This window comes from Candidatus Nanopelagicales bacterium, from assembly GCA_028687755.1.
Lineage (GTDB): Bacteria > Actinomycetota > Actinomycetes > S36-B12 > S36-B12 > UBA11398.
Window position 1 is genome coordinate 111,526 of the sequence record JAQTZL010000003.1, and the last position, 23,063, is coordinate 134,588.

Consider the following 23,063-nt stretch of genomic DNA (forward strand, 5'->3'; position numbering starts at 1 on the left):
GATAGCGTTTCACTCATGGATACCCGTACGCGTTACACCTTGCCTCCCGTTGTTGCTGCTGATTCACCGGCAAAGTCAGATCCGGGGTACTCATCAGCCCTTCCTGCGTGCGTGTGGGAATCACAAGGTGAGTTTGGAGATATCAAATATGAAATCTCCACGGGAGATGCTGCTGGCATCGCGAAGATCACGATTAACCGTCCGGAAAAACGAAATGCCTTCCGTCCACAAACCATCATCGAGTTGATCGACGCGTTTTCTCGTGCCCGAGATGACGGTCGCGTTGGCGTCATCATCTTGTGTGGCCAAGGAGACCTCGCCTTTTGTTCAGGTGGCGATCAGATCATTCGTGGCGACGATGGGTATATCGGCGATGATGCTGTTGCTCAAGCTGGCGTTGGTCGTCTGAATGTGTTGGATCTTCAGATTTTGATTCGTCGTATTCCAAAGCCAGTAATTGCCATGGTGGCTGGTTATTCGATGGGTGGCGGACATGTGCTGCACGTGGTGTGCGACATGACTGTTGCTGCTGAGAATGCGCGCTTTGGTCAAACAGGCCCACGGGTTGGTTCATTCGACGGTGGATATGGCTCGGGTCTGCTGGCTCGCATCATTGGTCAAAAGCGTGCCCGCGAAATTTGGTACCTGTGCCGTCAATACGGCGCAGAGCAGGCCTATGACTGGGGCTTGGTCAACGAAGTCGTACCACTGAAGGACCTTGAAGTTGCAACCGTTGATATTGCACGCGAGATGTTGCAGTTGTCGCCTTTGGCTTTGCGTATGTTGAAGGCATCACATAACGCAGCTGACGATGGCCTTGCAGGAATTCAGCAGCTCGCGGGCGACGCCACCTTGTTGTTCTACATGAGCGAAGAAGCCCAAGAGGGTCGCGATGCTTACAAGGAAAAGCGCACTCCTGACTTCTCGAAGTTCCCTAAGCGTCCGTGACGTTACCCGGCGCGCTTCTCCAAGGCGTCACACCGTTTGCGATCACGTTGCATCGCGAATTTCGTGGTGTGACGTCGCGCGAAGGTGTCGTGATTCACGGTCCATCTGGATGGGGAGAATTCGCTCCATTTGAGGATTACGGAAATGAATACGCCGGCCGTTGGCTGGCCACCGCTTTAGAAGCTGCTTTTGGTGATTGGCCAACGAGCAAGCGTGAATTCATTGCAGTCAACGCAATCATTCCCGGAGTTACAGGTGAAGTCGCTGCTCAGCTTGTTCGTGATGTCGTGGGCACTGATGGCTGTTCAACAATCAAAGTAAAGGTGACGGGCGATCTTGCCAGCGATGAGGCGCGAGTTGCGGCCGTGCGTCAAACCCTGGATGAAGTGCTTGGCCTGGGCGTTGGCCAGATCCGCATTGATGCAAATGCTTGTTGGAGCGTTACGCAAGCAATTGACGCAATCCAGTGCCTATCTGCCTACTCGCTTGAATATGTAGAGCAACCAGTTGAACACAATGATGAATTGCGTGAAGTGCGCAGTGCCATTGATGTACCGATAGCTGTCGATGAATCCATTCGCAAAGATAAGAATCTCGATGCGCGGGCTTTGAAAGAATTACGGGAACTTGCCGATGTCGCGATCATCAAACCTGCACCTGTGGGCGGAGTTCATCGTGGCGTAGAAATCGCTGAACTGCTCAATATGCCGATCGTGGTCAGTAATGGCATGGAATCGTCAATCGGTTTATGTACATCCCTTGCGTTAGCGGGAGCCCTGGATATTGATCGTGCTTGCGGTTTGGGTACTGGGAAATTGATTGCTCAGGATCTGATTGCCGCACCGTTGGTGTCTCGCGGCGGAAACATGAAAGTGCAGCGTTTGGCGCCGGATGCTCATTCGTTGGCGGCCGCCCGTGCTCGGATAACTGAAGATCAGGCACAGTTCTGGCTTAAGCGTCTTGAGCAGGCATGGCACTCCGAAGCGGTCGCCCCATGGCATGAAAAGGTGGGAATGTGAACCCAAGTACAGCGTTAGCGCGAGTCATTGTTGATGAACTTCTTCGATGTGGCATCACTGATGTAGTACTCGCGCCCGGTTCGAGGTCTGCTGGCTTGGCGATTGCGCTTGCTGCCGCTGAAAGCCGCGGTGAATTAACGCTGCACGTGCGAGTTGATGAGCGATCCGCTGGCTTCTTAGCGTTGGGTCTTGGCAAGCTAAGTGGAGTACCTGCTGTTGTTGTCACTACTTCCGGCACTTCAGTTGCCAACCTGTTGCCGGCAATCATTGAGGCGGACTACTCAAATGTTCCCCTGTTGGCGTTGACTGCCGATCGACCTAGCGCACTTCGAGGGATTGGCGCGAATCAAACCATCAATCAGGTTGGAATTTTTGGTGGCAGTGTGCGCGATGCGATTGATCTTGCCGCACCAGCCTCGGCGCATAACGACGACGATCAAGTTGCCCAGAATCGGGTGTGGCGATCAACGGTGGCCCGTGCAGTTGCTGCGACTACTGATGTCATGCGTGCAGGCCCAGTACATCTCAATGTGCAATTTGCTGAACCGCTCGTGCCAACAGATGAGTTGACTCCTGAAGAACAACTTGAAGTGATGCAGAGTGGTCCATTTGCCGGTCGACCAGATGGCCGCCCTTGGGTAGCCGATGCACGCCTGCTTGGCGGCATGAGTGTGCCTATTGATGAAGTCTTTGAAATGTTGCTTGATGACGCAACAATTCCAGAGCGAGGCTTGATTGTTGTGGGTGATCAAGCTGATGGTGAAGTGACTGATCTCGTTGATGAGTTGGGTGACGCCCTTGGTTGGCCGATCATCGGTGAACCAAGCGGCAACGTCGCTGCATGTGACACCACGCTCGCGCACGGTGCGTTGATTCTCGCCAATGGTGAGTTTGCTGATGCGCATGTTCCAGATGTTGTGATCACGCTTGGTCGCATTGGGCTGAGTCGTGCAGTGCAAGGTCATATTGCTCGTGCAAAATTCCATATTGCTGTGGATGCGCAACCTCAATGGAATGACTCCGCGCGTACAGCCGACGTTGTTGTGGCTTCGTGTCCGCTGCCACCAAGTGAGGGTGAGATTGGCAGCGATTGGCTGGAGTCGTGGCAGCGTGCTGATCTTCTCGCCGCTGTTGCGATTGAAACTGTGCTCGCTGGCGAGATTGCAAGTCTCACCGGAATGCATGTCGCTCGTGCTTGTGGGCAAGCGGTTCCTGAAGATGGTGTGTTCTTTGTTGGGCCTTCATGGCCGGTACGCCATGTTTACAATTTCGCTGCAAATGCATCTGGCAGTGCAGTGACGTTAGGTAATCGTGGCACTTCAGGCATTGATGGTTGTGTTTCAACTGCATGGGGTGCTGCAGTTGCGGCGCAGCGTGACAGTCAAGCCTCATGCATTGCATTACTTGGCGATTTAACATTCTTGTACGACATCAATGGCTTGCGAGTTCCTTCAGTTGAGGCGCAACCAAATCTTGTCTACGTCATTAGCGACAACAACGGCGGCGGAATCTTCTCGCAGCTTGAACAAGGTGCACCGAAATTTGCTAGCTCGTTTGATCGAGTATTTGGCACGCCTCTTGATGCTGATATTGCGGCGACTGTGCAAGCTTTGGGTATCCCATGCATTGTTGTGACGAGTGTGGAAGAGCTCAATGTGGCGCTGACAAGATCAATAGCGGCTGGTGGGGTTGAGGTAATTGTTGCGCGAACATGTTCGCGTGAAAATGAAGCCGACGCGTTGAAAACAGTCAATGATGCAATCGAGCAAGCTCTCGCAACTGCTTAGTTCTGTGTGAGTGCTTCGCGAATCGGTACGAGTTTGGCATTTGATTCCGCTAGCTCTTGGGTGGAATCTGATCCAGCGACAATCCCGCACCCGGCAAAGGCTCTGATTGTTCCAGCGTCTTGGTTAATTTCTGCACATCGCAAGGCGATGCCAAATTCACCATCACCGTGAGCATCAATCCAACCAACTGGCCCTGCATAACGCCCTCGATCCATGCCTTCGAGTTCGCGAATAGTGGCAAGTGCGCGCTCCGTCGGCGTTCCGCAGACCGCAGCTGTTGGATGCAAGAGCGCAGCAAGAGCAAGCACTGGTACATCGTCAGCGAGGCGACCAGTCACATCGGTTGCAAGATGTTGCACATTGGCAAGTTGCAACACATGTGGTTGATCAGGAACATCGAGGTCCGTGCAGTGCGCAGCAAGGGAGCGTGCGACCGAACGCACGGCATATTCATGTTCAGCAAGATCTTTTTCGGATGCAAGCAGCGCCTGCGCCATGTTTGCATCCACTTTCGCGTCGCCTTGGCTACGCACGGTTCCTGCAAGAACTCGGCTGGTAACGAGATCACCAGTTCGACGCACCAACAGTTCAGGTGTTGCACCTATGAGTCCGGAAACATTGAACGTCCAGCACGATGGATACGAAGTTGCTAATGCGCTCAATACGCTTCGCGCATCAATGCTTCCTTCAACTTGGCCAATGATGTCGCGTGCAAGCACAACTTTATCGAGCTCGTTGTGGTTGATGCGGGTGATTGCCTCTTCAACGGCAAGCTTCCAGTTCGTTGAAGTTTGACTGCCATCAGTCCATTGCACATTGACCGGAGCCTTAGGAATGCTGACTGCGCGCAATTCATGGCGTGGATCGCCGTCGGTTCCAATTGTGGTGATCCACGATTGTCCGTTCTTGCGCCCAATGAGAACGCGCGGCACGATGATGATTGATCGGCCTGGTTCTGGATCGAAAGCAAATGAGGCAAATGCAACTGGACCAGTGCCGGGGATGGACACAGTGTCGTCAATTGCGGCTTGAGCGCAGAAATTGGACCACCAGCGCTGTGCGCGACTAAAACGTTCAGCACCGCTGACTTCAAGGCTGGCAGCGATTCCCCAGCCAACCATGCCCTCGCCATTGCGCACCCAACTGACTGCGTCACCGGAAGGAAGGAGGGCTAGCAAGTTGCCTGGATCATCAAGGTGGCGAGTGCGAACCTGAATGGGCGCACCGATGCGCACGATGTTGCGCCCGGCTTGTTTGGCGAGCTCAATACTTGGGTCAGGCACATACCTAGCCTAGATGTGCGCAAGACTGGCCGCGGTGCAAGGATGCTTGCGTGACTCGTGCTGACTTATCCAAAGATCCTTCTGCAGTTGCGGCCATGTTCGATGGGGTTGCTGAGCGCTATGACCTCGCAAATGATGTGTTGGCCTTAGGTCAAACCCGCATCTGGCGCCGAGCGGTCCTCCAAGCGGTCAAACCTCAACCGGGCGAAATGATTTTGGACCTTGCTGCCGGTACCGGCACTTCTAGTGTGCCGTTTGCTAAGGCTGGGGCAACCGTGATTCCCACCGATTTTTCCCTAGGAATGCTGCGAGTCGGCCATGAGCGCCAGCCTGAGCTGCCATTTGTGGCTGGAGACGGACTAAACCTCCCATATCGTGACAAATCCTTCGATGCGGCCACAATTTCCTTCGGTTTACGCAATCTGGCCGACCGAGCCCGCGGATTGGCTGAATTTCGCAGGGTGCTCAAGCCTGGTGGGCGTTTAGTGATCTGTGAGTTCTCCCATCCCACCTTCAAGCCGTTTCGCACGGTGTACACCGAATATCTGATGAAAGCCCTCCCGGCTGTCGCAACCAAAGTTGCGACCAATCCAGATGCGTACGTGTATTTGGCAGAGTCAATCCGAGCCTGGCCCGATCAAGCTGACCTAGGGCAAGAGCTCACCGATGCAGGGTTTGGCCAGGTCCAGTGGCGCAACCTTTCCGGAGGCATCGTGGCTGTCCACCGAGCAGTGAACCCGTAGCGCGTGTCCCTCATAGCCGCCACTATGCTTACGCCGGTCGTGAAGCCGTTCACAAACGCGCAATCTGGCCACAATGTTTGCGAACCTCAGGAGCGTTGAGTGAACGTATATACGCCGATCCTCGTATTGGGTCTGCTCGCATTTGGTTTCGCTGTGTTCTCAGCAGTGATCGCACCCATTACTGGCCCCAAGCGTTACAACCGCGCCAAGGTGGATGCCTACGAATGTGGCATCGAGCCAACTCCGCAACCCGTGGGTGGCGGACGTTTCCCGGTGAAGTACTACCTCACCGCAATGCTCTTCATCGTGTTTGACATTGAAATCGTCTTTTTGTATCCGTGGGCAGTTGCCTTCGATCGCATGGCTGTTTTCGGCTTGATCGAAATGGGGCTGTTCATCGTCACCGTCCTCGTCGTCTACGCATACGTGTGGCGTCGTCGTGGACTCGAGTGGGATTAACCGGGAGTTCGCATGGGTCTTGAAGAGAACCTGCCGTCTGGCGTCCTGTTGACGTCAGTTGAAAAGCTGGCTGGATACGCGCGTAAAGGGTCACTGTGGCCAGCAACCTTCGGTCTTGCCTGCTGCGCAATTGAGATGATGGCCGTTGGCGGCCCACGTTTCGACATCGCACGTTTTGGCATGGAAGTGTTCCGTGCTTCACCACGTCAAGCCGATCTCATGATCGTTGCCGGCCGGGTGAGCCAGAAAATGGCCCCAGTGCTTCGTCAGATTTACGACCAAATGCCAAACCCAAAGTGGGTTCTAGCTATGGGCGTATGTTCGTCAAGCGGTGGCATGTTTAACAACTACGCAATCGTGCAAGGTGTTGATCACGTTGTTCCAGTCGACATCTACTTGCCTGGTTGCCCCCCTCGGCCTGAAATGTTGATCGATGCAATCTTGAAATTGCACGATGAAATTCAAGACATGAAGCTCGGATCAAACCGTCGCGCACAAATGCGCGAGTTGGAAGCAGAAGCTCTCGTTGCGCCATCCACTTCAGACATGAAGGGGCTCTTACGATGAGTGACACTCCTGTAGTGCCAGTCGTTCCCGCTGGTGTGAGTCAGTTTGAAGTCTTCCATGTGCGCGAAGGCGCTTTCGGTGCATCAGGTTCCGGCGACACTAGCGGTTTTGGTGGACTCGTTGAACTCATGCACATGCCAGAAGCATCAGTTCGCCCGTTCGGTGGATGGTTTGATGAAGTTGCAGATGAACTCGAGCTCTCGTTGAAAGCTCGCAACATCAGTGCGGCAGATGCAATTGAAAAAGTTGTGATTTCCTTCAACGAAATCACCTTCTTCATTCGCCGCGCGCAACTTGTCACAGTGCTCTCAACCCTGCGTGATGAGCCAGGCCTGCGCTTCGAATTTTCAACAGGCGTCAGCGGCGTTCATTACCCAGGCGACACTGGCCGCGAATTGCATGCGGTTTACCACCTAATGTCGATCACCCACAACCGCCGCGTCCGGGTTGAAGTGGTGACTCCTGATTCAGATCGCCACATTCCTTCCTCAGTCAGCGTGTACCCAACCAATGACTGGCATGAGCGCGAAACCTTTGACTTCTTTGGCATCATCTTTGATGGCCATCCAGCATTGACGCGCATTGAAATGCCAGATGATTGGCCAGGTCACCCACAGCGTAAGGACTACCCATTGGGTGGCATTCCAGTTGAATACAAGGGCGCAACTATTCCGCCACCAGATCAGCGGAGGTCGTACAACTCATGACCACAGATAACGTCACCTACACCAGTGCACCAGCGCAGGCCAACGATCCATATGCCAACCTCGGTGATTCCGAAGAGGGACGCATCTTCAACGTTGGCGGCGGCGACTGGGATTCAATCACTGTTGACCCCGATAGCGATTCAGAGCGCATCGTCATCAACATGGGTCCGCAGCACCCGTCAACTCACGGTGTGCTCCGTTTGATTCTTGAAATTGAAGGCGAGTACGTCACTGAAGCCCGCTGCGGCATTGGTTACCTACACACCGGTATTGAAAAGAACATGGAGTTCCGTTCATTTACCCAAGGTGTTACGTACGCAACACGTATGGACTACCTAGCACCGTTCTTTAACGAAGCGGTGTACTGCCTAGCAATTGAAAAGCTTCTTGGCATTACCGATCAAATTCCAGAACGTGCCAACGTCATTCGCGTGATGATGATGGAACTCAACCGAATTTCATCTCACCTCGTGGCGCTTGCAACTGGTGGCATGGAGCTAGGTGCGCTCACCGCGATGGAATTTGGTTTCCGCGAACGCGAACTCATTCTCGACATTTTCGAAATGATCACCGGCCTTCGCATGAACAATGCGTACATCCGTCCGGGCGGCGTTGCTCAGGATCTTCCTGCTGGCGCAGAAGAAAAGATTCGCGAAACTATTCCGCTACTTCGCAAGCGCTTGAAAGACACTGCTGATCTCTTAGTTGATAACAACATCTGGATGGGTCGCACCGTCGGCATCGGGTTCCTTGATCTCACCGGTTGTATGGCTCTTGGTGTTACTGGTCCAGTGCTTCGCGCGACTGGTTTCCCTCAAGACCTTCGTAAGTCTCAGCCTTACTGTGGCTATGAAAACTACGAGTTCGAAATCGTTACTGAAACCACTAACGATGCATACGGCCGCTTCCTCATTCGCATTCGCGAAATGGAGCAATCAATTCGCATCGTTGAGCAGGCACTTGATCGCTTGCAGCCAGGTCCAGTGATGGTTGAAGACAAGAAGATTGCATGGCCAGCTCAGTTGTCTGTTGGCAGCGATGGCCAGGGCAACTCCCTTGAACACATCCGCGAAATCATGTCGGAGTCAATGGAAGCGTTGATCCACCACTTCAAGTTGGTTACTGAAGGTTTCCGTGTTCCTGTTGGTCAGGTCTACACGGCGATTGAAGCACCACGTGGAGAACTTGGATGTCACTTGGTGAGTGCTGGTGGCACTCGTCCATTCCGTGTGCACTTCCGCGATCCGTCATTCACGAATCTTCAGTCAGTTGCGGCTATGTGCGAAGGCGGTCAGATTGCTGACGTCATCGCAGCTGTTGCAAGCATCGATCCAGTTATGGGCGGAGTCGATCGCTAACGCGGTCGAGAGGTGAGAGAACATGGCCATTAACGAGCAGACACTTGCGAGCATGCGCGAACTTGTCGCACGCTACCCACAGCCGCGCTCTGCGCTACTGCCAATGCTGCATCTTGTGCAAAGCGCCGAAGGTGAAGTCACGAGCGAGGGCATTGCTGCTTGTGCTGAGGTGCTTGGCATATCGCCTGCTGAAGTCACTGGAGTTTCAACGTTCTACACGATGTACAAGCGCAAGCCAGTTGGCGAACACCACATTGGTGTTTGCGTCAACACGTTGTGTGGCCTCCTTGGTGGCGATGCCGTGTACGAAGCACTTTCTGAACGCCTTGGTGTTGGTCACAACGAACCGACTGCTGATGGCAAGTTCTCACTTGAGCGCATTGAATGTCAGGCAGCATGTACGCACGCGCCAGTTATGACCGTCGACTGGGAATTCATGGACGACGTCACACCAACATCGGCACTGGATGTTGTTGAGCGTTTATCGCGTGGCGAACGCGTTGAATCAACGCGCGGTCCAGTTATCCGTAACTTCCAAGCAACTGAGCACACTTTGGCGTTCCCTGACGACGGCCTTGCCGGAGAAGGTAGTTCGGTCGATGCCAAGATGCTCGCAGGTTTGCGTTACGCAAAAGAACACAACATGGCGGCCCCTCGTTCCGGACAGGAGGGCTAAGTCATGACTCTTACCCCCGTAATTACCGAGCACTGGGATCAACCAGATCTCTACACGCTGGATGGATACAAGCGCGTTGGTGGATATGTCGCTCTTGAAAAGGCGTTGAAGCAAGATCCTGACGCAATTATCAGCACTGTTAAGGATTCTGGCCTGCGTGGCCGCGGTGGCGCAGGTTTCCCTACGGGAATGAAGTGGAGCTTCGTTCCACAAAATGATGGCAAGCCTCACTACCTCGTGGTGAACGCTGACGAGTCAGAGCCTGGTGCCTGCAAAGACATTCCCATCATGATGGCCAACCCGCACGCGTTGATCGAAGGCGTGATCATTACGTCGTTTGCGATTCGCGCAAACCACGCCTTCATCTACATTCGCGGTGAGGTACCAAACGCTCTTCGTAAGGTGGCAAGTGCAGTTGCGGAAGCGCGACGTGCCGGGCTTGTGGGCAAGAACATCTTGGGTTCAGGATTTGACCTTGAAATCGTTGTGCATTCAGGTGCAGGTGCATATATCTGCGGTGAGGAAACTGCGCTCCTTGATTCACTCGAGGGTTTCCGCGGTCAACCGCGTTTGAAGCCACCGTTTCCTGCTGTCGCAGGTTTGTATGCATCACCAACAGTGATCAACAACGTTGAAACCATCTGCAATATCCCGTACATCATTGATCGCGGTGTTGATTGGTTCCGTTCATTTGGTACGGAGAAGTCACCGGGCTTCAAGGTGTGGGCAGTTTCCGGGCACGTGAACAACCCGGGCATCTTCGAAGCACCACTGGGCATCACGATGCGTCAGCTCTTGGAATATGCCGGCGGTGTCCGTGGTGGCGGAAAGGTGAAGTTCTGGCTTCCAGGCGGTTCATCGGTGCCTTTGCTTACTGAAGAACATCTTGATCTACCGATGACCTACGAAGAGATGGCTGCTGCCGGAACCATGCTTGGCACCGGAACACCAATGATCTTCGACGAAACGGTCAGCGTCGTAAAGGCAGTTACTCGATGGCTTGAGTTCTATAAGCATGAGTCCTGCGGAAAGTGCACACCGTGCCGTGAAGGCACGTACTGGATCACCGGCATGCTGGAAAACTTCGAGCACGGTCACGCCAAGGAATCAGATCTCGAACTGCTGGTCAGTGCGTGTAACCAGATTTCTGGCCGTTCGTTCTGTGCGTTGGGTGATGCGGCAGCGACGCCGTTCCCAGCTGCACTCAAGTACTTCCGTGACGAATTTGTCGCGGCAACCAATTCACCGGTCGATGATGCATTCGATCCGGTGGCTTCCTACATCTACGCGGGAGCTGCAACCCGATGAGCGAAAACCTCACCACTGAAGTGGTGCCAATGGTCAATGTGAACATTGATGGCGTTGCCATTGCTGTCCCCAAGGGCACCTTGGCAATCCGCGCCGCCGAAATGATCGGCGTGGAGATCCCACGTTTTTGTGACCACCCATTGCTCGAGCCGGTTGCTGCTTGTCGCGCTTGCTTGATCGAAGTTGAAGGCATGCCAAAGCCGCAGCCTGCATGTGCGCAGGTTGTGAACGATGGCATGACCATTCGTACGCAGCAGTCATCCGAGGTCGCTAAGGAAGCACAAGAAGGCGTGATGGAGTTCCTGCTCATCAATCACCCACTTGATTGCCCTGTATGCGACAAGGGCGGCGAATGCCCACTTCAAAACCAAGCGATGTCTGTTGGTCGACCAGAATCACGCTTTGAAGGTGAAAAGCGCACGTTCGAAAAGCCAATTAACGTCAGCGCTCAGATTCTTCTCGATCGCGAGCGTTGTGTTTCCTGCGCACGTTGCACGCGCTTTGCAGATCAGATCGCTGGCGATCCAATGATCGAACTTCTTGAGCGCGGCGCAAGCCAGCAAGTCGGCACTGCGGACGATCAGCCCTTTGATTCCTACTTCTCAGGCAACACGGTACAAATTTGCCCAGTGGGTGCACTGACCAGTGCGGCGTACCGCTTCCGTTCCCGCCCATTCGATTTGGTTTCAGTACCAACAACCTGTGAGCACTGTGCATCAGGTTGTTCACTGCGCACGGACTACCGTCGTGGTGAAATTACGCGGCGTTTGGCGTGGGAAAACCCTGAAGTCAACGAAGATTGGAACTGCGACAAGGGTCGTTTCGCATTCCCATACCTCACTGAAGGTCGCATCAGCACACCGTTGGTGCGCGAAAACGGTGAACTTCGCCCAGCATCATGGCCAGAAGCCATTGACGTTGCAGCTCGCGGGCTGACACAAGCTGGCGCATCAACTGGTGTGCTCACCGGTGGTCGCCTGACTCAAGAAGATGCATACGCATACGCAAAGTTTGCTCGCGCAATTCTTGGCACCGACAACATTGACTTCCGCGCACGTGCGACCTCAGCTGAAGAAACACAGTTGCTTCGTTCAACAATCGCGGGAACTCCAATCAAGGTTACTTATGACGCCCTTGAGTCGGCACCGTTTGTGCTGTTGGTTTCATTTGAACCTGAAGATGAGTCACCAATGGTCTTCTTGCGCTTGCGTAAGGCACACACCAAAGTGGCAAGTATTGGTGCAGTTGCAACTCGCGGCTTGAACAAAATGGGTGGCACTTTGATCACCGCTGCGCCTGGCGATGAAGCAGCAGCGCTTAACAATCTTTCCGCAGATCTCAAGCAGGCACTTACTCAACCTGGTGCTGTAATTCTGGTGGGCGAACGCATTGCAGCGAGCGAAGGTGCTGCATCTGCAGTTGCCAAGTTGGCGAGCGATACAGGTGCAGCCCTTGCTTGGGTTCCACGCCGAGCAGGGGAGCGCGGTGCACTTGATGCAGGTGCACTTGCAGGTTTGCTTCCAGGTGGCCGTCCACTCACAGATGCGTCAGCTCGCGCAGAAGTTTCTGCAGTGTGGGGTATTGATGCAGATGCACTGCCAAGTTCAGTTGGTCTTTCTGGTGACAGCATTCTGAACGCAGCTAGCCGCGAAACACTCTGGGCACTTGTTGTTGGTGGCGTTGATGCTGTGGATCTTCCTGAACCAGAAGTTACCGCCGCCGCTGTGCGCCGTGCTGGCTTCGTAGTTTCCCTTGATCATCACCACTCAGAGTTCACCCAATCTGCAGACGTCGTATTGCCGATTGCCTTGGTCACCGAGAAGGCTGGAACGTTTGTGGATTGGGAAGGCCGTCCACGTCCGTTTGGGCAGGTCTTTAAGGATGCTCTCGCAATGACTGATGCAACGGTGCTGGGAATGATCGCAAATGCGATCGGCAAACAAGCTGGTGCTTGGGATGTTGCCGGTATTCGTCGTGAAATTGCAGGCCTAGGTCACTGGAATGGGGCTCGTGAAGACGCACCTGCACTCCAGGGCAGTGCCAAGGATGTTGATGGATTCCGTTTGGCTTCATGGCGCGAATTGCTCGACGCAGGCGTGATGCAAGAAGGCGAACCATTCTTAGCGGCTACAGCTCGTGAAGTTGTCGCATTGGTATCCGCGAACTCGAGTGCCCAACTTGGTTCACCCGCAACGGTTACTGTTGCAGGTCCGTCAGGCTCCGTTGTGTTGCCACTTGTTATTGGCGATGTCATCGACAACGTGATCTTCGTGCCGATGAACTCAACCGATTGCTCCATTTACCGTGATCTTGGTGCTCGCATCGGATCTTCGGTTGCCGTAACTGCAGGAGGTGTCGCATGACCGAAGGCCAGTGGGGATGGTTTGGTGTAGATCCTTGGTGGATCGTCATCGTCAAAGTACTTGGCATCTTCGTACTCTTGGTGTTGCTCACGCTCTTTACTATTTGGTGGGAACGCCGCGTTGTATCGCGCATGCAACACCGCATCGGACCAAACCGGGTTGGCCCATTTGGTTTATTGCAATCCTTAATGGATGGCGTGAAGCTTGCACTCAAGGAAGAAATCGTTCCTAAGGGTGTTCACCTTGCCGTGTATTGGATCGCTCCAATCATTTCGGCGACAATGGCGTTCGTTGCATTTGCAGTGATTCCCTTCGGTCCGCTTGTGAATATGTTCGGTGTTGAGACTCCACTGCAGCTCACGGACTTCCCAGTTTCAGTTCTCTACGTGCTCGCAATTGCTTCGATTGGTATCTACGGCATTGTGCTTGCGGGTTGGGCCTCCGGTTCGATCTATCCGTTGCTTGGTGGATTGCGATCAAGTGCACAGATGATCTCTTATGAAATTGCGATGGGTCTGTCTTTCGTGGCGGTGTTCCTGTACGCAGGATCAATGTCGACTTCAGAGATCGTTGCTTCACAGGAGCCGATCTGGTTCGCCGTAATTTTGTTGCCATCGTTCTTGATCTACGTCACGGCCATGGTGGGCGAAACCAACCGTGCACCATTTGACCTTCCAGAAGCAGAAGGCGAACTCGTTGGTGGTTTCCACACGGAATACTCCTCCATGAAGTTCGCACTCTTCTTCTTGGCCGAATACATCAACATGGTGACCGTTTCCGCATTGGCAACCACACTCTTCCTTGGCGGCTGGCGTGCACCTTGGCCAATTTCACTTTGGGAAGCATCGAACACTGGTTACTGGCCAATTCTTTGGTGGCTACTCAAGGTTCAAATCTTTATCTTTGTCTTCATCTGGCTACGCGGCACGCTGCCTCGTTTGCGTTACGACCAGTTCATGAAGTTCGGCTGGAAGGTGCTTATTCCAGTATCGATCGCTTGGATCCTGATTGTCGCAACCGCACGCGTAGTGCGAAACGACATCACGATGAGTAACACACAGGTCTTGTTGATCGGCGGTGCCATCATTGTGGTGCTGCTCATTGGATCGTGGCTTTTGCAGTCCCGATCAGATCGCAAGGCCGCTGAACTTGAAGAAGCTGAAAGCAAGGCACAAGCTCGTCCGTTCGATGCGATGGCGGGCGGTTACCCCGTCCCACCAATGCCAGGACAGCAAGTGACCTTGCCAACGCGCCGCGCAACATCATCCGTTACTACGCAGGAGGCCATCGATGGCTGAGCTGCCCCAAGCAATCCGGGGATTCTGGGTCACCTTCGCGACCATGTTCAAGAAGGTGGTCACTGAGCAGTACCCAGAAGATGCCCATAAGTACCCACCACAGCCACGTTTCCACGGCCGTCACCAACTCAACCGTTGGGCAGATGGTTTGGAAAAGTGTGTGGGTTGCGAACTGTGTGCCTGGGCTTGCCCGGCCGACGCGATCTATGTTGAAGGTGCATCAAACACTGATGAAGAGCGATTCTCACCAGGTGAGCGGTACGGGCGTGTGTACCAAATCAACTATGCGCGCTGCATCTTCTGTGGTCTATGCATTGAAGCCTGCCCAACGCGTGCGCTCACGATGACTAACGAATTCGAATTGGCCGACAACAATCGCGCAGATCTGATCTACGAAAAGAAGGATCTGCTCGGTCCGTTGTTGGCTGGCATGGTTCCTGCACCACACGCGATGGCAGAAGGCACCACAGAGCAGGACTACTACGCCAATCGTGTTAAGGGCCCTGACCTCGTTGAACGGGAGGCAAACTCGTGAACACAGTGAACACCGGCGAAGCCATTGTGTTTTGGGTGTGTGCAGTTCTGTCGGTTCTGGGAGCCGTAGGTTTGATCACTTCACGCAAGGCTGTGCACAGCGCGCTATGGATGGCATTGACCATGATTAGCCTCGCAGTGCTCTACATCGCGAACAACGCACCATTCCTGGGCATGGTCCAGGTGATCGTGTACACCGGCGCAGTCATGATGCTCTTTTTGTTCGTCCTCATGGTTGTTGGTGTGGATTCATCCGACTCACTCATTGAAACCATCAAGGGACAGCGGTTCTTGGCACTGCTTCTTGGCTTATTGCTGATCGTGATTATGGTCTGGGGTCTTGGCAGTTCACTTGCCGGTTTGCCAGCAGTTGGTCTTGATGCTGCAAATCGAGTTGATGGCGGCAACGTTCAGAGCATCGCTCACCTGATCTTCACTGATTACCTTGTGGTCTTCGAAGTGACGTCAGCACTCCTGATCACTGCGGCCATGGGTGCCATGGTGCTTGCACATCGCGAACACTGGCAGCCAAAGCCAACGCAGGCACAGTTGTCAGTCGCTCGCTTCAAGAGTGATGAGCACCCTGGAAACCGTCCAAGCCCAGGTATCTATGCACGCCACAACGCAGTAGATACGCCTGCATTGCTACCTGATGGAACACCAACAGATGCAAGCATCCCGGGCGCGTTACGCGCTCGCGGAGAAGTTGCGCCAGTGGACATTAATGACGGTCGCGCAATCGAGGAGGCCGATTCGCTATGAATCCATCCAATTACGTGATTCTTTCTGCCCTGCTGTTCGGTATTGGAACCCTCGGGGTTCTAGTGCGCCGCAATGCCATCGTTGTGTTCATGAGTGTGGAACTCATGCTCAATGCAGCGAACCTGGCTTTCGTGGCGTTTGCCCGAATGAATGGAAATCTGGACGGCCAGGTCGTGGCGTTCTTCGTGATGGTTGTTGCAGCCGCTGAAGTTGTAGTGGGCTTAGCAATCATTGTGCAGATCTTCCGATCACGCCGATCAGCTTCCATTGACGAACCCAACCTGCTGAAGTACTAGGACTAGGACGCATCGTGCAAGAGGTAATGCCGGCAACCGGCGTGTTCTCGCTGCTGTGGCTCTTGATTGCGCTGCCGCTAGCTGGAGCCGCAATCCTGCTGTTCAGCGGGCGAAAGACAAATAAGTGGGGCCCATACTTGGGTGTCTTCACTGTGTTCGTCGACGCAGTTATCGCGATCTGGATGTTGATCGCAATGATGGGTAACGGCGCGGAACAACGCACCTTTAGTCAAAATGAATTTAGTTGGATGTTTGCTGGAAACTTCCAGGTCGACATGGCTTTCCAGATTGATCAGCTGTCAATGGTGTTCGTGCTGCTCATCACCATTGTCGGCACCTTGATTCATATCTACTCCCTTGGCTACATGAGCCACGATCCAGACAAGCGCAAGTTCTTCGGCTACCTGAACCTCTTTGTTGCCGCGATGTTGTTGTTGGTTCTGGCGAACAACTACCTCTTGTTGTATGTCGGCTGGGAAGGCGTTGGCCTGGCCTCCTTCCTGTTGATCAGTTTCTGGCAAATCAAGCCAACGGCTGCTGCCGCTGGCAAGAAGGCATTCATCATCAACCGTGTTGGTGACGTCGGTCTGAGCCTGGCAATCATGGTCATGTTTGTGACCTTCGGTTCGGTTGGATTTGAAGAAGTCTTTGGCGCTACAAGCCAAGCCAGCGAAGGTACTCTCACTGCTATTGGTCTTTTGCTGCTGCTTGCTGCTGCCGGAAAGTCAGCCCAATTCCCACTGCAGGCCTGGTTGCTCGATGCGATGGAAGGCCCGACTCCGGTGTCGGCACTCATTCACGCAGCAACGATGGTCACCGCGGGCGTTTACCTCATTACCCGAAGTAACGCGATCTTCGATGCGGCAGTTTGGGCTGCAACTGCAGTTGTGGTCATTGGTGTGATCACTATGTTTATGGGCGCGATCATCGGTTCTGCCAAAGACGACATCAAGAAGTCACTTGCTGGTTCCACAATGAGCCAGATTGGCTACATGGTTCTGGCTGCAGGCCTTGGACCAGTTGGTTACGTGTTCGCGATCTTCCATCTGTTGACTCACGGTGTCTTCAAGGCAGGGTTGTTCTTGGGTGCTGGCTCGGTCATGCACGGCATGAACGACAACGTCAATATGCGTCGCTACGGTGCCTTGCGCACTGCGATGGTTGTTACGTATGCAACATTCATTATTGGCACATTGTCGATTATGGGTATTCCACCGTTTTCTGGCTTCTGGTCCAAAGATTCGATTATTCACGCTGCATTCGAAAGCAACACCTTCGTCGGCGTGCTGACCATCATCGCTGCAGCTATCACAGGCTTCTACATGACTCGTATGGCTGCGATGACCTTCTTTGGCAAGGCGCGTTGGGAAGACGGCGTTCATCCACATGAATCACCAAAGGTGATGACGATTCCGTTGATCATCTTGGCTATCGGTTCAACCTTCATGGGTATGGCATTGCTTTTCTGGGGCAATATCGAAACCTGGCTGGAACCTGTCACTGGCTTCGAAGAAAAGCACATTGCTATCCCAGAGTGGGCGCTGATAATCATCACGCTGGTGTTAGTGCTTGCAGGTGCAGCCTACGGCTGGATTCAGTACGCACGGCGTGAAGTGCCAATCGTTGCTCCACGTGGCAATTGGTTGACTCGCGCAGCTCGTGAAGATCTGTATGGCGATGCTGTGAACAACACTCTCGTTGTGCAGCCGTCATTTTGGTTGTCGCGCTTCTTGGTGTGGTTCGACGGTTCTTGGATTGACGGTTTAGTCAACGGGAGTGCTGCGTTCTTCGGTGGGTTGTCAGCTCGTTTGCGTCCGTACCAGTCTGGCTTCATTCGGTCCTACGCACTATCCATGGTCGGCGGCGCAGTCTTGGTTGTCTTGGCACTCGTATTGGTGAGGCTCTCGTGAATTCGTTCCCTTGGCTGACCGTTCTCGGTCTGGTCCCACTTGTCGGCAGCGTTGTTGTAGCGCTGTTGCCAAAATCAATGCCGCTATTGGCTAAGCAGCTAGCTTTTGCGATCTCATTGATTGTGCTCGCGTTAGTTGTAGTTATGGCGTTGCAGTTCGATGGCCAGAGTGAATTTGTATTCCAGTTCCGCGAGACGCATGACTGGATTCCAAGCTTTGGGGTTACCTATTCATTGGGTGTCGATGGCATTGGTTTGGTACTCATCGCACTTTCTGCGGTGCTTGTGCCTATCACGATCCTTGCTGGCTGGAACGATGTTGAGCAGCCGCAGTCTGAAAGCGTAGGCAGCGTCAAGGGTTACTTCGCGCTTATCCTGCTGCTCGAGACCATGATGATCGGCGTCTTTGCTGCCACCGATGTCTTCTTGTTCTACGTCTTCTTCGAAGCGATGCTTATCCCGGTCTATTTCATGATTGGTCGCTACGGCGGCGCCCAGCGTTCATACGCTGCGATGAAGTTCTTGATCTACAGCTTGGTCGGTGGGCTGTTCATGCTCGCTGCCATGATCGGCTTGTACGTTGTCACAGGAACGTTCAATTTCTCGCAGATTTTGCTAGGTGCGGGGATTGATCCGAACACTCAGAAAATTCTCTTCCTTGGCTTCTTCCTCGCCTTTGCGATTAAGGCGCCAATGTGGCCGTTCCACACGTGGCTGCCAGATGCTGCTGCCGCTTCAAAACCAGGCACAGCGGTGTTGCTCATTGGTGTGCTCGACAAGGTTGGCACCTTCGGCATGATTCGCTACTGCTTGCCAATCTTCCCGGCGGCCAGTGATTTCTATGCGCCAGTCATCATTGCGCTCGCTGTGATCGGAATTTTCTACGGTGCATTTGTTGCATTGGGTCAAAACGATCTCAAGCGTCTCTTTGCCTACTCATCTATGTCGCACTTTGGCTTCATCATTTTGGGCATCTTCGTGTTCACCAGTATCGGTATTAGCGGTGCAACGGTCTACATGATTGCTCACGGTCTGTCGACAGCCGCCCTGTTCCTCACGGCTGGCTACTTAATGCAGCGTCGTAATGGCTCGAGTTTGTTGTCGGATTACTCGGGTGTCAACAAGCCGGCACCAGTACTCGCGGGCTTCTTCCTATTCGCGGCATTGTCGTCGCTTGCGTTGCCAGGTTTGGTGTCGTTCGTTGGCGAATTCATGGTGCTACTGGGTGCCTTTGAGCGCTACATGTGGGTGGGTGGCATCGCGACGCTTGGCATTGTGATTACAGCTGCATACGTCCTGCGTGTGTACCAAAAGTCGATGACGGGTGCCGTTGGCAGCGGACTTGAACACATCAAAGATCTGACAGGTCGAGAGATCACTGCGCTGGTTCCTATCGCTGCATTGACCATCTTCTTGGGTCTGTACCCAGCCCCTGTCCTCAATGTCGTGAACCCAGCCGTGGAAAACGTCATGACGATGGTTGGGGCAACGAACCCTGAGCCAACCGTTGGCATTATTAGCACCACGTCGCAAGGAGCCCAGCAGTGAACGCCGTAGCAACAGTGGTCCACGCGGTGGATGCAACTCCTTGGGAGATGCCATCCCTTGATTATCGATTGTTAGCTCCCGTACTTATTGTGCTTGGCGCCGGCGTGGTGTCAGTGCTATTTGAAACATTTCTTCCGCGTGGAGCACGTCGACCAGCTCAGTTGATCCTGGTCTTCGTTTCATTGATTGCGGCACTGATCGCCGTGATCAATCTCAACGGAGTTCGCGACACCGCGGGTCAGGGTGCTCTAGCCATTGATGGCCCAGGACTCATTCTGCAAGGAGCTGTTGTCGTCATATCGATCTTGGGTGCGCTGCTTATGGCAGAACGCGGACTGGATCCAAATGGCGACGCATTCGCTGCCCGCGCATCGTCGCTTCCAGGCTCAGAAGATGAGCGTCAGTTCACCGCCCGAGGTTACTTCCAAACAGAAATATGGGCCTTCTTCCTATTCGCAGTCGGCGGCATGATGTTGTTCCCGATTGCAAACGATCTTCTGATGATGTTCGTGGCGTTGGAAGTTATGTCACTTCCTTTGTATCTGCTTGCAGGTATGGCTCGCCGCCGCCGTCTACTCTCACAGGAAGCCGCACTCAAGTACTTTGTGCTTGGCGCTTTCGCCTCCGCGTTCTTCCTTTATGGCGCAGCATTGTTATACGGCTTCAGTGGGTCGATCACATTCGCTGGCATCGCAAGCTCTCTGGGTTCTAAGACCGGTGAAACGGCACTCATCTTGATCGCAATCGGCTTGGTTGTTGCTGGGCTGCTCTTCAAGATTGGTGCAGCACCATTCCACCAATGGGCACCAGATGTGTACCAAGGAGCGCCAACGCCGCTGACTGGCTTCATGGCAGCAGCGGTAAAGATTGCTGCGTTTGGCGCACTCTTGCGTTTGCTCTACGTGGCTCTTGGCGGCATGCGCTGGGACTGGGCACCAATGCTGTGGGTCATTTCCATACTGACCATGTTCGTGGGAGCAATCCTGGCGCTCACGCAAACAGACATGAAGCGGATGATCGCATACTCGTCCATCGCGCAGGCAGGTTTCATCCTCCTTGGCGTTGTTGCTGCAAGTGCCGCAGGTCTTGCCGGTTCGATCTTCTACCTGATCGCCTACGCGTTCACCACCATTGGCGTCTTTGCTGTGATTTCGATGGTTCGCGATGAGAATGGTGAAGCAACGCACCTGTCGCAGTGGGCTGGCCTTGGTCGCAAGTCGCCGTTTATTGCCACACTCTTTACCATTTTCATGCTGGCACTCACCGGTATTCCACTGACGAGCGGTTTCATTGGCAAGTTCTACGTGTTCACTGCTGCGTATGCATCGGGTGATACATGGTTGGTTATTGCGGCCGTCATTGCCTCGCTGATCGCGGCGTTCTTCTACATGCGCGTAGTGGTGTTGATGTTCTTCACTGAGCCAACCGACGAGACTGCAACGGTGGCTATTCCTTCAGTGTTCACCACGATTGCATTGGCTGCTGCTGCAACGGTTACGGTGTTGCTGGGTGTCTTCCCCCAGCCTCTGCTTGATCTCATTGACAACGCCGGCGTCTTCATCCGCTAGTAACGAGCTGATATGAGTCCTCAACCCTTAGGTTCGCTCTCAAGTGACCCAGCCCTTGAGGCCTCGATGACCGCTGCCATGGAGCGGGTGGAAGTCGCCCTTCATGAAGCAATAAAAAGCGAGTATCCGTTCGTCACGGAAACGTCCGCGCACCTAGTCGATGCAGGCGGGAAACGATTCCGTCCGCTCTTAACGCTCCTTGCTGCACAGTTCGGTGATCCTGATCGCAAGGAAGTTATTGACGCAGCAGTGGTTGTTGAACTCACGCATTTAGCAACCTTGTATCACGATGATGTGATGGACGAAGCAAAAATGCGCCGCGGTGCAGCGTCTGCAAATGCGCGCTGGGATAACTCAATCGCAATCTTGACTGGAGATTTCCTCTTCGCTCGAGCGTCCGATATTTTGGCCGATCTTGGCCCAGATGCCGTGCGTATTCAGGCACGCACCTTCGAACGCCTATGTATCGGTCAGATTCGCGAGACTGTTGGCCCCGTTGATGGTGCAGATCCAGTGCGGCATCACATCGAAGTGCTCGCTGATAAAACGGGTTCGCTGATTGCAACCGCTGGTCGCTTTGGTGCAATGCTTTCTGGTGCGGATTCAGCCACAACGGAAGTGCTCACTAAGTTTGGTGAATGCATTGGCGTTGCCTTCCAGCTTGCTGACGATCTCGTAGACATCACCTCAGAATCTGAGCAGTCCGGTAAGACTCCAGGTACCGATCTGCGCGAGGGCATCCCAACGTTGGCGGGCTTGATTGCGATGGCCAGTACCGAAGTAACAGATGCTCGTTTGCAGGATTTACTTTCTCGGCCTTTGCCAGATGATGGTGAGCACGCGGAAGCACTTTCGTTATTGCGTAGCCACAGCGCTATTGATGAAGCGCGTTCGCAGGCGCGCACGTGGGCAGACAATGCTCGAGATTCACTGAGTGAGCTGCCCGACACCTCTGCACGCGCTGCGTTGGAAGCACTGTGTGATTATGTCGTATCTCGTACGGGCTGAGTCATTCTTCTGGGATGAGGTATTCATCCCCAGCCGCAGCCGTGTGTGGATGACGAATTTCATCCACAGTAAAAATCACTAATGCGATCCAAATCAGTGTGAAACCAATCCATCGTTCCGGTGACATTGCTTCGTGAAAAAAGACCAATCCAATAATGAATAAACCAACTGGCGTGATGTACTCCAAAACGCCAAGCACAGTCAGCGGGACGCGGGTTGCGGACCCGGCAAAGAGCATCAAAGGAATTGCTGTGACAGGGCCTGCAAGCATGAGTAAGCCCACGACGTTGAGTTGCCCGGAAAACAGTGAAGCAGAGTGATTCAGGCCCATCACGATCAAAATGATGATGGCTACGGGTAGGAGCACTGTCGCTTCGACTGCAACGCTTTCAATGGCAGGAAAGTCCAAGTACTTCTTGATGTATCCATAGATTGACCACGAAATCGCCAAAATAATGGCGATCCAAGGCACGGTTCCGTAACTCAAGGTGATCACCACTACGGCAAGGAGTGCAACAGCTACCGCAACCCATTGAGCTCGCCGAAGTTTCTCCTTCAGCACGATCACACCAAGGGCGACAACTGCGAGAGGCGTGATGAAGTAGCCAAGGGATGATGCGAGAGCGTTATTGGTGACGATGGAAAAAACGTACGTGCTCCAGTTAGCGGCTAGGAAGATCGCGGCAACGGTTAAGAGTCCAAGGCTTCGCTTATTCGTAAAAGCTGTGCGAATCACGTGCCAACGCCGAGTCAGGGTGATCACGATGCATAAGAAAACAAATGACCAAATGATCCGGTTAGCAATGATTTCAACGATTGAAACTTCGTTGATGGCCTCGAAGTAAAACGGGAACAAGGCCCACAATGTATATGCCGAGGACCCGAGCAGAATTCCTACTGCTCTTTGGGTCCTCGGCATACG

At 53.7% G+C, this 23,063-nt stretch carries 21 protein-coding genes; 19 read left to right on the top strand and 2 right to left on the bottom strand.

The features are described 5' to 3' along the window. Positions 1–15 precede the first annotated feature (15 nt). From menB to menD, 3 genes are read left to right on the top strand one after another with little or no spacing between them, the layout of a single operon-like run. Entirely contained in the window at positions 16–948 is a 933-nt protein-coding gene (gene menB, locus PHN51_05870; protein ID MDD2818308.1) for a 1,4-dihydroxy-2-naphthoyl-CoA synthase, read from the top strand. Next, a complete protein-coding gene (locus tag PHN51_05875; GenBank protein MDD2818309.1) occupies positions 945–1,967 on the top strand; it encodes an o-succinylbenzoate synthase in 1,023 nt (340 codons plus the stop codon). Before menB ends, PHN51_05875 begins: the two co-directional genes overlap by 4 nt. Beyond that, positions 1,964–3,754 (top strand): 2-succinyl-5-enolpyruvyl-6-hydroxy-3-cyclohexene-1-carboxylic-acid synthase, encoded by a 1,791-nt coding sequence (gene menD / locus PHN51_05880; GenBank protein MDD2818310.1) that lies wholly within the window; start codon positions 1,964–1,966, stop codon positions 3,752–3,754. The genes PHN51_05875 and menD overlap by 4 nt, the downstream gene beginning before the upstream one ends. Here menD and PHN51_05885 read toward each other — a convergent pair. Continuing rightward, a complete protein-coding gene (locus PHN51_05885) occupies positions 3,751–5,037 on the bottom strand; it encodes an isochorismate synthase (GenBank protein ID MDD2818311.1) in 1,287 nt (428 codons plus the stop codon). The genes menD and PHN51_05885 overlap by 4 nt on opposite strands. A gap of 50 nt (positions 5,038–5,087) precedes the next feature. Here PHN51_05885 and PHN51_05890 point away from each other — a divergent pair, with 50 nt between their 5' ends. The 16 genes from PHN51_05890 (at position 5,088) to PHN51_05965 (ending at position 22,141) form a co-directional block, all read left to right on the top strand. Further along, positions 5,088–5,780, top strand: a complete 693-nt coding sequence (locus tag PHN51_05890; protein ID MDD2818312.1) for a demethylmenaquinone methyltransferase — start codon at positions 5,088–5,090, stop codon at positions 5,778–5,780. 99 nt (positions 5,781–5,879) lie between these two features. Then, positions 5,880–6,239, top strand: coding sequence for an NADH-quinone oxidoreductase subunit A (locus PHN51_05895; GenBank protein ID MDD2818313.1), 360 nt, complete (start codon positions 5,880–5,882; stop codon positions 6,237–6,239). Positions 6,240–6,251: 12 nt separating this feature from the next. Further along, positions 6,252–6,806: an NADH-quinone oxidoreductase subunit B gene (locus PHN51_05900; GenBank protein ID MDD2818314.1), complete on the top strand. Its 555-nt coding sequence runs from the start codon at positions 6,252–6,254 to the stop codon at positions 6,804–6,806. Next, complete coding sequence (locus tag PHN51_05905; protein ID MDD2818315.1) at positions 6,803–7,513, top strand: NADH-quinone oxidoreductase subunit C; 711 nt, start codon at positions 6,803–6,805, stop codon at positions 7,511–7,513. The genes PHN51_05900 and PHN51_05905 overlap by 4 nt, the downstream gene beginning before the upstream one ends. Beyond that, positions 7,510–8,871, top strand: coding sequence for an NADH-quinone oxidoreductase subunit D (locus PHN51_05910; protein MDD2818316.1), 1,362 nt, complete (start codon positions 7,510–7,512; stop codon positions 8,869–8,871). Before PHN51_05905 ends, PHN51_05910 begins: the two co-directional genes overlap by 4 nt. A 22-nt stretch (positions 8,872–8,893) precedes the next feature. Then, complete coding sequence (nuoE, locus tag PHN51_05915) at positions 8,894–9,547, top strand: NADH-quinone oxidoreductase subunit NuoE (GenBank protein ID MDD2818317.1); 654 nt, start codon at positions 8,894–8,896, stop codon at positions 9,545–9,547. A 3-nt stretch (positions 9,548–9,550) separates the two neighbouring features. Continuing rightward, positions 9,551–10,855 carry an NADH-quinone oxidoreductase subunit NuoF gene (gene nuoF, locus PHN51_05920; protein MDD2818318.1) on the top strand — a complete coding sequence of 435 codons (1,305 nt, stop codon included), beginning with the start codon at positions 9,551–9,553 and terminating at the stop codon, positions 10,853–10,855. Next, complete coding sequence (locus PHN51_05925) at positions 10,852–13,218, top strand: NADH-quinone oxidoreductase subunit G (protein MDD2818319.1); 2,367 nt, start codon at positions 10,852–10,854, stop codon at positions 13,216–13,218. The genes nuoF and PHN51_05925 overlap by 4 nt, the downstream gene beginning before the upstream one ends. Then, complete coding sequence (nuoH, locus tag PHN51_05930; GenBank protein MDD2818320.1) at positions 13,215–14,516, top strand: NADH-quinone oxidoreductase subunit NuoH; 1,302 nt, start codon at positions 13,215–13,217, stop codon at positions 14,514–14,516. The genes PHN51_05925 and nuoH overlap by 4 nt, the downstream gene beginning before the upstream one ends. Continuing rightward, positions 14,509–15,051, top strand: coding sequence for an NADH-quinone oxidoreductase subunit NuoI (gene nuoI / locus PHN51_05935; GenBank protein MDD2818321.1), 543 nt, complete (start codon positions 14,509–14,511; stop codon positions 15,049–15,051). Before nuoH ends, nuoI begins: the two co-directional genes overlap by 8 nt. Next, positions 15,048–15,812 (top strand): NADH-quinone oxidoreductase subunit J, encoded by a 765-nt coding sequence (locus PHN51_05940; protein MDD2818322.1) that lies wholly within the window; start codon positions 15,048–15,050, stop codon positions 15,810–15,812. The genes nuoI and PHN51_05940 overlap by 4 nt, the downstream gene beginning before the upstream one ends. Then, positions 15,809–16,108, top strand: a complete 300-nt coding sequence (gene nuoK, locus PHN51_05945) for an NADH-quinone oxidoreductase subunit NuoK (protein MDD2818323.1) — start codon at positions 15,809–15,811, stop codon at positions 16,106–16,108. The genes PHN51_05940 and nuoK overlap by 4 nt, the downstream gene beginning before the upstream one ends. 14 nt (positions 16,109–16,122) lie before the next feature. Continuing rightward, positions 16,123–18,018 (top strand): NADH-quinone oxidoreductase subunit L, encoded by a 1,896-nt coding sequence (gene nuoL / locus PHN51_05950; protein ID MDD2818324.1) that lies wholly within the window; start codon positions 16,123–16,125, stop codon positions 18,016–18,018. Further along, positions 18,015–19,565 carry an NADH-quinone oxidoreductase subunit M gene (locus PHN51_05955; GenBank protein ID MDD2818325.1) on the top strand — a complete coding sequence of 517 codons (1,551 nt, stop codon included), beginning with the start codon at positions 18,015–18,017 and terminating at the stop codon, positions 19,563–19,565. The genes nuoL and PHN51_05955 overlap by 4 nt, the downstream gene beginning before the upstream one ends. Next, entirely contained in the window at positions 19,562–21,133 is a 1,572-nt protein-coding gene (gene nuoN / locus PHN51_05960) for an NADH-quinone oxidoreductase subunit NuoN (protein ID MDD2818326.1), read from the top strand. The genes PHN51_05955 and nuoN overlap by 4 nt, the downstream gene beginning before the upstream one ends. 12 nt (positions 21,134–21,145) lie before the next feature. Then, on the top strand, positions 21,146–22,141 hold the full coding sequence (locus PHN51_05965; protein ID MDD2818327.1) for a polyprenyl synthetase family protein: 996 nt from the start codon (positions 21,146–21,148) through the stop codon (positions 22,139–22,141). A 1-nt stretch (position 22,142) separates the two neighbouring features. On the opposite strand, the gene rarD is transcribed toward PHN51_05965, so the two are convergent. Further along, a complete protein-coding gene (gene rarD, locus PHN51_05970) occupies positions 22,143–23,060 on the bottom strand; it encodes an EamA family transporter RarD (GenBank protein ID MDD2818328.1) in 918 nt (305 codons plus the stop codon). Positions 23,061–23,063: the final 3 nt, after the last annotated feature.